The sequence below is a fragment of the Halorhabdus sp. CBA1104 genome (assembly GCF_009690625.1).
GTDB lineage: Archaea > Halobacteriota > Halobacteria > Halobacteriales > Haloarculaceae > Halorhabdus.
In genome coordinates, this window is the sequence record NZ_CP033878.1 from 382,495 (window position 1) to 396,068 (window position 13,574).

Below are 13,574 nucleotides of genomic sequence, written 5' to 3' on the forward strand. Positions count from 1 at the left end.
AGAACGGAACTCAGGCGGACAACTCGGTCTGCCACTCCCGGATTCGATCCGCACTGACCCCCTGGACGTCACCGGCGATCGTGTCGGGATCGACAGCTTCGAGATCTTCGGGCGCTTCGACGCCAACGTCTTCGAGTTTTTCGGCAGTCGCCGGGCCGATGCCGTCGATGTCCTCCAGTTCTTCGACGGCATTGCGGGCCTGGAACTCTTCGTAGTTGCAGATCGGACACCCCAGTTCCCAGGGCTCGTCGTCCCCGTCGTCGTGGACTTCGATGTGTGGTAACTCGTGGTCCTCGCAGGTCGCCTCGGTCACGACGATCTCCCCCCGGCGGGGCAGCGGCAGCGAGTACTCACAGTCGGGATAGCGCGTACACCCGACCAGGCGCGAGCCCGATCGAAGGTGTTTGATGGCCAACTCGCCGCCCTCATCTGTCTCGGCGGCTTCGCCGCCTCCGTTCCGGTGCTCCGCTGGAGCACCGCTAGCCCCGCACTCGGGACACGTCCCAATCACCTCGTCCTCGCTCTCGTCGGCTGCCTCGGCCTTGCAACGCGGACAGCCGTGGACGAACGTGTCCCGACCAGCGAGCATCTTGACGTGCTGGAGGTCGTGATCCTCGCAGGTTTCGTCTATCACCTGTGGCTCGCCCGAACTCGGCAACGGGAGGGTGAATCGACATTCGGGGAACCCATCGCAACCGACGAAGTGCGAGCCGTGGCGGCTCTCCCGGACGAGCAGGTCCTCGCCACACTCCGGACAAGGCCCCAGGGTCCGATCGGCCTTCAGTGACTCTTGTAGGAAGTCGCCGATCTCTTCGCGCGAGGCGCGAAGTTCCTCGAAGATCTCCCGGAGCATCTCTCGGGACTCGGCGGTCACGTCTTCCAGGGCCACGTCACCGTCGGCAATCGCTGTCATGTCAGCCTCCAGTTGGGCCGTCATCTCGTCGCTGACGACGTGATCGGCGTACTCTTCGGCGGCCGTGACGACCGCCTCTGCGAGTTTCGTCGGCCGGGGTGGGTCGTCCTCGACGTAGCCGCGGTCGTAGAGTTTCTCGATGATGTTGTGCCGTGTGGAGTTGTGAACTACGACTCCACCTTCGACGGCGAAGTTCGGCGCGTCTGGGTCGACGGTGAGGTCGTACACGGGCCCGTCGTATTCCCGTCCGATGACATCAATAACGGTCGAACCTGACGGGTAGCCGAGAACGGCGGCGAAAATCGAGTCAGCGAATCCGTCAGCTACGTATCGGTTTTGACTACCAGTTTCAACCTCACGCGTCGTGAGATAATCCTCCTCGCGGAGCGACCGTATCAACGCTTCGGTCCGACTTACGGACAGGCCGGTTCTGTCGGCGAGTTCGCTGCTTGAGCGCGGTGTCTCCGCAGCGGCTTCGAGAATCCGCGCCTTGTGGCGAGTCACGTCGTACTGCTTGAGTCCGTCCAACCCACGATAGAACTTCTCGTCCGCGGCAACCGGAATCGTATCGAAAAACTGCTCAAGGTTGTTTCGGCCCCTGATGTGTAGTTTGTGCTGCTCGGTCGACAGTGTCGTTTCGATGCCCCAGGACTCGAGCATCGTCGCGACTCCGGTCAACAGGTCGTGGTCCGTATTCGAAATGAACGCCTTCCGTTCTCGAGAGGTGTGGCCCTCATCGTCGAACAGTGCACCGACAAACACCGGCTGTAGCGGCTCCGGGACTGTCGGACATCCGTCAGTCGTTATCGTCTCGAGCAGATACTGGAGCACTCGGCCGACAGCTCCCGGCAGAGTTACCTGATACTTTGTCCGATGGGCCTCGTCCCGTTGTTGCCGTTCGGAAACCGTCGGTGCGATACCGAACAGCGCCTCAATGTCTCGGACGAATCGGTCGATGAGTCGTCGATCGGTGTTGTGGTACCGGACGTCGACTGTGTTTTCGTCGGTGTTCACATGGATTGATCCATCGCCGAGAAGATTTGCCAGAATTCGTGCCAGCTCTGGACTCCACCGGACCGGGAACGGATTGTCGAACCGTAGATCGTAATTCAATCCGTGCAACTGCTCGGGCCGGATCCCGAGTTCGCCTAGCAACCACACTGGAACGTCTCGTTTTCCGGTTTCATACTCGCTGATGGCCGCTTGATCCGTCCCGTATCGCTCAGCGAACGACCGCTGTGTCTCGCCGAGATCTTCCCGATGGTCGCGAAGTTCATTCGCACATCCAGCCCCATACAGCTTCGAGTGTATATCACAGCTGTTTGCGAACTCCATCCACTGGCAGACGACCGACGGGTCGTTGCGGTCCCAGCTTCCATCGACAGCTGGGCGTGTCGTCAGTACTTCGTCGCCGGGAGCGATCGTCCCAGCGTTCCGGACCTCGATCCCGGTATCGGATCGGACGTATACGGGGTGATCATCAGTGACTGAGAGTCGTCCATTCGTCGTCGTGATCTCGATGATCTGTTCGTCTTCCGCGAGCGGACGTTCGCTGACGAGCGTCTGTTCGCGCTCCTCCAACCTGCCGTGATCTTCGACGAACGACAGCGTCGTCGGCCCCTGTTCTGTCGTCGCAATATCCGTATCCCCGTCCGCCAGTACAACGCTCCCACGCTCGAACAATTCTGACACTGCTGTCCGTACGATGTCCCCGTTGCGATCCCTGTGTAGTACCTTCGTGTCCGATGTCAGGCACTTCGTTCCGATCCCCAGTTGTTCCATCCGCTCGATCAGCCGTGATTGGCCGTATCGCCGGGGTGGCTGGGTTTGCTTGGCTTCCAGTTCGACGTCGCTGATCGCGAGTTCGTCGCCCTCCTCGACGGCGGGGACGAACGTCTCGCCGGCCGAGGAGTACGGGTAGACGGCGTGGTATCCCTCCTCGATCAGCCGCTTGCCGTTTGCCTTCAGCGATCGCCCCTCGCACTGGGCGACGACGCGGAGGTGTGCCCAGGTGGCCGGTTGTGCGACAGTTGCGAAGAACCGCCGGACGACGAGTTCGTAGACTTCCCAGGCATCCGCACCGATTTCGTCGCGGTCGGGGATCTCGCCGGTCGGATGGATCGGCGGGTGGTCGGTCGACTCGTTGTCGCCGCGGGTCGGTTCGATGTCCTCGTTTTCGAGCAAGCTCTGGGCGTCGTCGCCGAACTCGTAGTTGCCTTCGAAGGCTTCGAGTAGCTCCTCGGGATCGAGATCGTCCGGATAGACCGTGTTGTCCGTCCGGGGGTAGGTCATGTACCCGTCGGTGTACAGTTCTTCGGCGATCGACATGGCGCGTTGAGCAGAGTAGCCCAGCGAGCCGGCCGCCGAAATGAACGCGGTCGTATCGAAGGGGGCCGGCGGGTCGTCGGTCCGCGTCCGTCGGCGGACTTCCGTGACAGTCACCCGATCTGTGTCCGCGAGATCCGCGTGTGCCGCTTTGGCGGCCGATTCGTCCCAGATGCGTTCGGCCTCGCTGCCGTCGTCGTCGTAGAAGTACTGGGCCTCGAAGGCGTCGCCGTCTTTCGCGAGGTCTGCGACGATCTCCCAGTAGTCGTCCGGCTCGAACGCTTGTATTTCGCGCTCGCGGTCGACGAGGATCTTCAGCGTCGGGCTCTGGACTCGGCCGACGGAGATGAAGTCGTTCCCCAGTTGCTTCGCTGAAAGGGAGAGAAACCGCGTCAGTGCTGCTCCCCAGATCAGATCGACGATTTGGCGGGCTTCCCCTGCCGCGGCGAGGTCGAAGTCGATCTCGTCCGGGTTCTCGAAGGCCTCACGGACTTCCCGCTCGGTGATCGAGGAGAAGCGGACGCGTTCGACGGGTGCTTCAGTCTCTTCGCGGATCAGCTCGTAGGCTTCTTTGCCGATGAGTTCGCCCTCGCGGTCGTAGTCTGTCGCGATGACGACCCCTCGGCCGTCCGCGCGAGACTCCGTAGCGTCGCGACGATGTTCTCGCGGGTTGGCGTCGTGACGACGTCGGCGTCGATCAACTCGACCGGTTCGACGTCCCGCCAGTCCTCGTATTCGGGCGGGAAATCGACGCCGACGACGTGTCCCGAGAGGCCGACGACACGCTGGCCGCCCCATCGGTAGACGTTGACGCCGTTTTGCCGCTCGGCGTTCGCTGATTCGCCACTGAGGATCTCGGCGATCCGCCGAGCGGCATTGTCCTTCTCGGTGACGATCAGGCGCACCGCCGATCACCACCGGCAGGCTGGTCACTCATTATGCCTCGCTACGCGGAGAACGTCCCATATGTCTTTCGGCGACAAAATCGCCCGACTGCGGCGGGACAAGACGCGCACGCGTTACTCGCGCGCATGCGCTGTCGACGTGTTGACCGATGTGAACTCGTCACAATAATCGGTGTCGATCGACTCCATCGAGATAGCCGTCTCGCGCACAGGAACCTCACCTGCTGGTGTGTTCGCTCTCGACCGGGGGCTGTGTGCACTCGATTTCGAACCTCGCGCCGCCGCTTTCGCTCTCCGCGAGTGAAATCTGCCAGCCGTGGGCCTGGACGATGTCCGAGACGATAGCGAGACCAAAGCCCGTCCCGTCTTGACTCGTCGTGTATCCTTGCTCGAATACACATTCACGCTCCTCGCTCGGAACGCCGCTGCCAGTGTCTTCGACGTAGAACCCACGCTCCTCGGAGAGGGGACCAACTCTGACGGTCAGACTAGCCGACTCATTATGCTCGATACTGTTTCGAAAGAGGTTCTCGAAGACGTTGCGCAGACGATTCTTGTCTCCGTTCAGTTGCAGGGACTGTTCGATCACGAGCGCTCCGTTAGCGGTTTCGACACTGCTCCAGGCGTCACGGGCGAGCGTTTCGAGATCCACGGGTGTCCTCTCAGTTACCGTCTCTCCGGATCGGGCCAGCGTGAGTGAATCCTCGATGATCTGTTCCATGCGGTCGAGTTGGCGCTGGATCGTCTCAATAGAGTCCGAATGACCCTCGCCAACGTCTGCCGTGAGCATTTCGAGGCGCCCAGTGGCGACGTTCAGCGGATTCCGGAGATCGTGAGAGACGATGCTGGCGAATTGATCGAGACGTTCGTTCTGCCGTTCGAGTTTTCGCTTTTGCTGTTGAGTCTTCGTTATATCCCGCACATTTAGCACGACCCCTTCGACAAACGGGTCCTCGAGTAAGTTTCTCGCTCGTGCTTCGATAACTCTCCACTCCTCGGCCGAGTTGCGGACCCTCACTCTGTACGTACTGGTGTATCCGTCCTCGTCGATGTATTCGGCCAGATCCGAGCGGATCGTCTCTCTATCAGCAGGATGGACGCGTTTGGCGACGTTTTCACCGATCAAATCGTCCGTTTCGTACCCGAGTATCTCCTCGACCGATTGACTGACGTGTGTTATTGTTCCGTCTCCGTCGATAATCGCAACCATATCCGAGGACTGCTCGATGAGTCGCTTGAATCGCTCCTCGACAGCGTGGCGCTCTGTCACGTCACGGTAGATGAATATCGACCCTCTCGGTGTGCCGGTCCTGTCGGTCAGTGTCGTCCGGCTACTATCGAAAAACCGGACGGTATCGTCGGTCTCGACGGTCACGTCAGTACTGGAATTCTCATCGCTGTCACGCAAGCAGTCGAACGAGGGAATGACCTCAGCAGCGGGCTGTCCGAGAAAGTCCTGCTTTTGGGTGCCCAAGAGTTCTATCCCTGCTTTGTTTATATCGATGACACGATCGTCGATGTCGACGACGAAAACCGGATCGCTCATCTCGTCGACGAGCGTGTGTCTCGCGACGGGAACCAAATCAAGGAAGTCAAACCGAAACAGTGCGATTGCGACGACGATACCGGTAATCGTACTCGCGAACGCTGTTGGATCCCAGGCTGCCGATGGGTTCCCGTACAGCAACAGTATCATCGAACCCACGAACGGCAGCACGCCGCCAGACAGTATCAGCAGGACTTACGTGCGATACCGACCGCCTCGGTTGAGTCCGACTTCCGCTATCAGCCCATACGTCACAACGATCAACACGTATGTATATGCGATATTCACCCAGACGAGTGGGCTGTCGACGCGGTTGACCGATGCAACTGGTGCTGTTGTGGCGAATCCCTTTACGGTCCACAGGAGATCGTGCATCGGTGCGGTCACGACGAGGACGAAGGCGATGGCTGGCCACGCCAGCAACAGTATCCACCGCCGCGTGGTGAGCAGCGAATCTCTCCCGGTGTAGGTTACGCCGAACCAAAGTTGCGTGGGTCCGAGTCCAAGGATGCCGGCATATTTGACGACGGTCCCAGCTCGATACAGTGTAAGGGTCTCACTCGCTGCTCGGACGCCGGCTCCTAGCGTGTACAGTGATATAGCGACCATCACGGCAGCAAACGGGATCGCGCCCCGGACTCCCTGCCGGCGCGCAGCGATAATCGCAATGCCTATATTGATACCGGAGACGACGAGTAAAATCCACGTTGGTAGCCCAGCTGTGAATCCCACACTTCTAAATATCAGAAGCGATTCCCTTATCAGTTCTATCACTTTTATGACAACTTTGCATCGGCCGGATCTGCCGATCAGCAGTAGCTTGCACCGGGTTGTAGACCCATCTAGTTTGGAAACCATCGATATATGACAGCAGACGACACCCCGAGCAGAGACGACCCACTCCTGGAGTGACACGACGACAGCCTCGACTCGATCACCGACTGGATCGTCAAACGCGACGAAACCCCTCGCTCACGGGCGGTGTGCCGGGAAGCCGCGATAGTTTGCTCGGACGGCCACGAAGTCCGTGTCGACGAGTCGTCGGGGCTTTGCGGTCAGGCAGGGGGCTACTCTTGGGCCTGCCTCAAGAGTCGAACAGCCGGTCGAGTCCCAAGACCAGTGCAGTTCCGAGCATCGTAAACGCACCGACTGCTGCGGTCATCCACAGCCAGTGGGTCCAGCCCAGCGGCTCGACGCTGAAGAACGTGTTCACGGGCGTGTACAGCACACCCAGGTGGAGGACGATCGAACTCGCAAGTGCCCCGACGAGCCATTTGTTCGAGAACAACGACAGGCCGTAGGGCCACCGCAGGATTTGGGCCTGGATAATCTCCCCGATGACGATGAAGGTGAACAGCAGCGTCTGTGCGACGACGAGATCGTCACTCACGGAGAGACCGTGGAAGAACAGCGGCAGGCCAATTGCCGCGTAGATCAGACCGAAAGCCACGATCAAAACCAGGCTGTGGCGATTGATCACCGGTTCGTCCGCGCCACGTGGCGGTCGCTCCATGATCCCGTCGGTCTTGGGGTCGACGCCGAGTGCCAGCGCCGGAAGGCCGTCGGTCACGAGGTTGATCCACAGCAGCATGACGGGCGTCAGGATCAGTGCCTGGGACTCGCTGGCAAACTGGGACGGAAACAGTGCACTACCGATCAGGACGCCGAAGAACACCGCGAGTACCTCGCCGGCGTTGGCCGACAGCAGGAAGTTGACGAACTTTCGGATGTTGTCGAAGACGCCCCGACCCTCGGCAACCGCGTCTCTGATCGACGCGAAGTTATCGTCGAGTAACACCATGTCGCTGGATTGCTGGGCGACGTCGGTCCCGCGTTCGCCCATCGAGACGCCGACGTCGGCGCGTTTGAGGGCGGGGGCGTCGTTGACGCCGTCGCCGGTCATCGCGACGTTGTGGTCGTTTTCGAGTACGGCTTCGAGGACCCGTACTTTCTGGTCGGGGGCCATCCGCGCGAAGAGTTCGACGTCCTCGACGGCCTCGGAAAGTTCCTCGTCCGAGAGGGTCTCGACCTCCGTGCCGGTCATCGCGCCCGCCGGATCGAACCCGACTTCCTCGCCGATCGCGATGGCCGTCTCGCGATTGTCCCCAGTGACCATGATCACGTCGATCCCGGCGCTCCGGCAGTCGGCGACGGCGTCGGGGACCTCCGCGCGGGCGGGGTCGATCATCCCCTGCAGGCCCAAAAAGACCATGCCGGACTCGATCTCGTCGGCTTCGGCTTCAGGGTCGGCCCCGGACTTCTCGGCGAACCCGAGGACGCGCAGAGCGTCGGTCGCGAAAGACTGGTTGCGATCGAGGATTTCCTGGCGACGCTCGTCGGTGAGTTCCACGACCTCGCCGCCCTCGCGGATCCGGTCACAGCGTTCGAGGACGATCTCTGGTGCCCCTTTCATGTAGGCGGTCTCGTCGTCAGTCACGACGGTCATCCGCTTGCGTGCCGAGGAGAAGGGGACCTCACGGACACGCTCGCCAGTGGATTCGATGCCGGCTTTCTCCGCTGCGACCTTGAGTGCGACCTCAGTTGGGTCGCCGAAGAAGGCCTCCTCTTCCTCGGCCGGCGCGCGTTCGGCGTTGTTACACACCGTCCCGCAGCGCAGGATCGCTTCGAGGGGTTCGGTATCGACTGCTTGGCCGTCGCGCTCGAATTCGCCGGTCGGGGTCGTCCCCGTCCCGGTCACGTCGTACTCTCGCCCGTCCGTGTAGAGTCGCCGGACGGTCATCTCGTCTTCGGTCAGTGTTCCGGTCTTGTCCGTCAGGATGACGTCGACTGATCCGAGACTCTCGACGACCGGCAGTCGCCGCACGAGGGCGTTGTCGTCGAGTAGCCGCCGCGAACCCAGCGCCAGGGTTAGCGTCACGACCGCAGGGAGTCCTTCCGGCACGGCGGCGACAGCGAGCGTGATCGCCACCAGCAGCGTCGAGATCGGGCCGGCGCCCGTAAACAGCAACTGGATGATCCCGACCAAGACGATGATCGCCATGATCCCGAGGCCGATCGTCCGACCGAGCCGGTCGACCTCCTTTTGGAAGGGCGTCTGCGTGTCTTCGGTCTCGCTGAGTTGCTCGGCGATGGCCCCGACCTCGGTATCCATTCCGGTCTCGGTCACGACGGCCCGACCTCGGCCCCGGACGGCCGAGGTGTTCATGTACACCATGCCGGTCCGTTCGGCGATCGGCGCGTCTTCGTCGGTCGGAGCGATGTCCTTCGTGACCTGGGCGCTCTCACCGGTCAGGGCCGACTCGTCGGTTTCGAGGCTCGCGGTCTCGATGAGGCGGGCGTCGGCGGGGATCGCGTCGCCGCCTTCGACGACGATGACGTCGCCTGGGACGACTTCCGAAGAGTCGACGACGTGACGTTCGCCCTCCCTGATGACCGTCGCGTCTGGCGTCGAGAGGTCTTTCAGCGCCTCGATGGACTTCTCTGCCTGGTAGTCCTGGACGAACCCGAATATCCCGTTGGCCAATAGGATGAGGCCGATCAGTGCCGCGTCGATGTATTCGGGTTCGTGACCGGGGAGCAACCCGACGCCAAGCGAGATCAGCATGGCGAAAATCAGCAGGTAGATCAGGACGTCCCGGAACTGATCGACGAAGATCGCCAACGGCGAGATCTCTTCGTCGTCACGGATCTCGTTGGGGCCGTATTCGTCGCGTCGACGACTGGCTTCGGCCTCGCTGAGCCCGTCCGGACCCGAATTCACGGCATCGAGGACATCCGCGCCGGGCTGGCTGTGCCAGGCTGTCTCCGTGTGTGCGTCGCTCATCGTCCTTTCAGATCTGCCTGTGGCGGTTCACGGCCGGTGCTGGCTGGTGGGTGCTCGTTGTAGCGCGACGTATCGGGGAGACAACTCGAAACGTGGATCGGTGGCTTCCTGGCTCGGTCATCGACAATCGTTCCCCAAGACGACGGTCGGAGTAATAAATCACCTATTTCGACAGTACTGTCCGTTTTCCGGCCATTTGGGCGTTCTCGGCACGGATGTCCCGAACAGTCGGCTTATCGAGGAATCTCCCGTCTCGGGCCGCGACATGGGCGATACTGACCGACACAGCGATATCCTCGTGACACTCCGCTCTGATGGTGAGTCATTCCCGATCCGAGGTATCGACGACGGTCGCGCCCCCGGCGACCCGCTTGACGCTGTCGATCCCGCGCTTTGCCCCTTGTTTCGAGACGTATCCCTCGGCGCTATCGGCGATGATCTCCCCGTTTGCCGCAACGAGCCGCCAGCGCCATTCGTCGGCTCGATCGAGAAACAGTTCAAACCGTGGTTCGGCTGGCACGGTTACTCCGCTAGCTCTTCTCGCAACAACGCGTTCACGTCACCGGGGTCCGCACTGCCGCCGGTCTTTTGCATTACCTGGCCGACCAGGAAGTTGATCGCGCCGCCATCGCCGTCGTGGTAGTCCGCGACGGCATCGGGGTTCTCCTCGATGGTCTCCTCGACTGCACCTCGGAGTTCGTCGCCGCCGGTCTTGCCCAGGCCCTCCCGGTCGACGATCGTGTCGGGGTCCTCGCCGTCGTCGAGCACTCCCCGGAGAACGGTCTCGCGAGCGTTCTTGGCGGTGATCTCCTCGCGAGCGACGAGTTCGACCAGGCGCTCGATCTCGTCGAGTCGCTCGGTCACGTCGGTGATCGCCATGTCGCGGTAGTTGAGTTCGCCCAGCAGTTCGTCGGCGACCCAGGTCGCCACGAGGTCGGGATCGAACTCCGCAGCCAGGTCCTCATAGAAGTCTGCGACCTGCTTGGTCGTGGTGAGCTTCGAGGCGGCCTCCTCGTTGAGCCCGTACTCCTCGCCGAAGCGTTCGCGCCGAGCGTCCGGAAGCTCCGGGATCGATAGCTCTTCTTTCCAGTGGCTGACCTCCAGGGGCGGCAGGTCGGCCTCCCGGAAGTAGCGGTAGTCCTTTTCTTCTTCCTTCGAGCGCATCGAGACGGTGATCCCGCGGGACTCGTCCCAATGGCGGGTCTCCTGCTCGACCTCGCGGCCGCGCTGGACGGCGTTTTTCTGCCGTTGGGCCTCGTAGGCCAGTGCCTTCTCTGCGCCCTTGTGACTGGAGATGTTCTTGACCTCCGTCCGGTTGGCCTCGGCCAGCACGTCGTCGTCGATCTCCCCAGCCTCGTCGACTTCTTCGGCCTCGACCAGCGAGAGGTTGGCGTCGATTCGAAGCGAGCCGTCCCGCGTCGCGTCGAAGATACCCAAGTATTCGAGGACCTCCTCCAGCTTCGCGAGGAAAGCTCTGACTTCCGTCGCGTCACGGAAGTCGGGCTCGGTGACGACCTCCATCAGGGGGACGCCGGCGCGGTTGTAGTTGACGAGCGTGTACTCAGCGGTGTCGATGTTCCCGCCCTGGTGTTGGAGGCTCCCCGGATCTTCCTCCAGGTGAGCGCGTTCGATCCCGACCGTGCGGCGCTCGCCCTCGACAGTGAATTCGAGTTCGCCGTCCTGGCAAATCGGCGCGTCGTACTGGCTGATCTGGAAGTTCTTCGGCAGGTCGGGGTAGTAGTAGTTCTTCCGGTGAAAGCGGGTTTGCTCTGGAATCGACGCATCGATGGCCTTGCCGACTCGCACGGCCGCCTCGACGGCCGCTTCGTTGAGGACGGGCAACGCGCCGGGGAGGCCAAGACAGACCGGGCAGGTATGGGTGTTGGGCTCGGCCTCGGCGAGGTCGGTCGAACAGCCACAGAAGATCTTCGTGTCGGTTTCGAGCTGGACGTGAACTTCCAGCCCGATCACGACCGCGTGTTCGTGTTCTTGGGTAGCTTGGGGAGTCATTGCCCGCGATTGTCAGCGCCGCGGCTAAAGGCTAACGACCCGGGCGGCCGCGACGGGCGCCGAGACACTGTCTCTCCTGACGACGACAGCGACCGGCTTCTTCGAAAATCAGGGATACGAACCAGTTTCTCGGGAAGCAGTTCCGGAGCCGATCCGACAAACGTCACCGTTCACCGAGCTGTGTCCAGACTCAGCGATGTGTTTGGGTCGATCTCTGGATTAGATAACGACCATTGTCACCGGGCGCGTGTTACTCCAAGAACGTGACGTCGGTGAATACGAACCGAGTTCCGCCGTCGCGTCCGTCTGTGATTTCACTATCCCACCCGTGGGCGGAGGCGATCTGCTGGACGATCGACAGCCCCATGCCAGTGCCGTCGTCCGCCGTCGAGTATCCCAGTTCGAACACCTCTTCCCGTCGGTCGCTTGGAATGCCGGGGCCGTCGTCTTCGACGTAAAACCCGTCCCGATCAGCGACGCCAACACGGACCGTCACGTCTTCTGCACCGTGCGTGACAGCGTTGTTGAAGAGGTTTTCGAGCAGTTCCTGTAATCGGCCCGGGTCCGCTTCGATCATTCCACTATCGGCAATGTCGATCCGGGCGGACTCGGTCCTGACGCTCGCCCAGGCTTCTTCAGCGATATGAGCGAGATCGACCGCGTCGGGCTGATGGGCGGCCTTTCCCTGTCGAGCGAGCGTGAGAACGTCGTCTATCAGCCGATCCATCCGGGTCAGTGCACGATCCATCCGATCGACTGCGTCGGTCTCGTCACACTCATCGGCAATCAGTTGCGCCGACCCCCGTGCCACTCCCAGTGGGTTTCTGAGGTCGTGGCTGACCACGCTGGCAAACTTCTCTAGCCGTTCGTTCTGGCGCTGGAGCTCCCGTTCGCGTTCCTTCTGCTCGGTGATGTCCCGAGAGATGAGCTGAAAGGTGTCGTGATCGCTATCGAAATCGACCGGGACGAAGATGTTGTGGAAGTGCTTGCCCTCGTAGACGTCCTCGCTTCGCTTCGGTTTGCCATCTGCGATCACGGCTCGTCCCGTCTCGAGACGCTCGTTGCCGACATCGCCGAAGACTTGCGGGAGGGTACTGCCGATGACGGTCTCGCGTTCCGAGCCGACAGTAGCCGCAAGTGACGGGTTCGCCGTGAGTACCGTCCCATCGCTGGCTACGTGGGCGACGCCATCCGGTGAGGACGTGACCAGGAGCTCGTACTTTTGCTGGGCACGGTTCTCGCTGACGACGCTCCGGATGCGATTTGCAAGTCGGCCATACTCCTCGTCTTCGACGACGTTGAGCTTCAGAAAGTAGTCATCGACGCCCGAGGCGATCGCTTCGCTTGCGACCTCCTCGTCACCGCGACCAGTGAGCAAGAGGAACGGAATCTCCTCGTCGACCGTCTCTCTGACGGTTTCGAGGAATTTGAGGCCGTTCTGCTCGGGCATCTCGTAATCGCTGACGATACAATCTACCCGCTCGTCCGCGAGGAATTCGATCCCTTCGTGGGCACTCTTTCGGGCGAACGTTTCGAACCCATGTTCTGTCTCCAGGGTCTTGGCAGTCATCTCGGCGAAGAACTCGCTGTCGTCGACGACGAGAACGCGGATCGGCCCACGCTCTATCATGGTGGACGCCTATTTCCCAGACACATACCTATACGTATTTTCTCTGGCCGGCACAAAAATCATTTCCCGTTCGTTCGAGCCCTCTCTCAAAATGGCACACGGCCCCTCACTGCTGAGACGTATCAGAAAGGATGTGAATGTCTGACGCAAGTTTAAGCGGACAGAGGCAGGTGATGGACGTATGAGCGACAATCGCGTCGAGGAACTGGAAGCGAAAGTCAAGGATCTCGAAGCCACCGTCGAGGGACTCACAGACGAACTCGTCGAGTCCAAAGTCCGCTTGCGGGAACTCGAAAACGTCGTCGACGACAACACTGGATTCAAGGAGCCAGCCGAGATCGAACACGAGTCAGTCCCCGAGTCGGATGCGGCCGAAGCCGATAAGGGCCAGGGGGACGACATCCCTGACGACGCCGAGACAGAATCGGATATCATCATCGCCTGAGGTCCGACAGGGTGCC

At 61.3% G+C, this 13,574-nt stretch carries 6 protein-coding genes and 2 pseudogenes; 1 reads left to right on the top strand and 7 read right to left on the bottom strand.

Features of this window, described 5'->3' with window-relative positions:
- Positions 1–10: 10 nt before the first annotated feature.
- The 7 genes and pseudogenes from Hrd1104_RS02075 to Hrd1104_RS02100 form a co-directional block, all read right to left on the bottom strand.
- Positions 11–4,143 (bottom strand): annotated as a pseudogene (locus tag Hrd1104_RS02075) (DNA topoisomerase I).
- A gap of 217 nt (positions 4,144–4,360) precedes the next feature.
- Entirely contained in the window at positions 4,361–5,689 is a 1,329-nt protein-coding gene (locus Hrd1104_RS13220) for a PAS domain S-box protein (RefSeq protein WP_229770585.1), read from the bottom strand.
- 87 nt (positions 5,690–5,776) lie between these two features.
- A pseudogene (locus Hrd1104_RS13225) lies at positions 5,777–6,547 on the bottom strand (histidine kinase N-terminal 7TM domain-containing protein); the annotation flags it as partial.
- Between the two features lie 226 nt (positions 6,548–6,773).
- On the bottom strand, positions 6,774–9,473 hold the full coding sequence (locus Hrd1104_RS02085; RefSeq protein WP_154551191.1) for a cation-transporting P-type ATPase: 2,700 nt from the start codon (positions 9,471–9,473) through the stop codon (positions 6,774–6,776).
- Positions 9,474–9,795: 322 nt separating this feature from the next.
- Positions 9,796–9,993: an HVO_2922 family protein gene (locus Hrd1104_RS02090; RefSeq protein WP_154551192.1), complete on the bottom strand. Its 198-nt coding sequence runs from the start codon at positions 9,991–9,993 to the stop codon at positions 9,796–9,798.
- Between the two features lie 2 nt (positions 9,994–9,995).
- Positions 9,996–11,483 carry an Asp-tRNA(Asn)/Glu-tRNA(Gln) amidotransferase subunit GatB gene (gene gatB / locus Hrd1104_RS02095; protein ID WP_154551193.1) on the bottom strand — a complete coding sequence of 496 codons (1,488 nt, stop codon included), beginning with the start codon at positions 11,481–11,483 and terminating at the stop codon, positions 9,996–9,998.
- A gap of 250 nt (positions 11,484–11,733) precedes the next feature.
- On the bottom strand, positions 11,734–13,113 hold the full coding sequence (locus Hrd1104_RS02100) for an ATP-binding protein (protein ID WP_154551194.1): 1,380 nt from the start codon (positions 13,111–13,113) through the stop codon (positions 11,734–11,736).
- A gap of 181 nt (positions 13,114–13,294) precedes the next feature.
- Here Hrd1104_RS02100 and Hrd1104_RS02105 point away from each other — a divergent pair, with 181 nt between their 5' ends.
- The gene (locus Hrd1104_RS02105; protein ID WP_154551195.1) at positions 13,295–13,558 is read left to right on the top strand and encodes a bZIP transcription factor; all 264 of its coding nucleotides are present in this window, start codon (positions 13,295–13,297) and stop codon (positions 13,556–13,558) included.
- Positions 13,559–13,574: the final 16 nt, after the last annotated feature.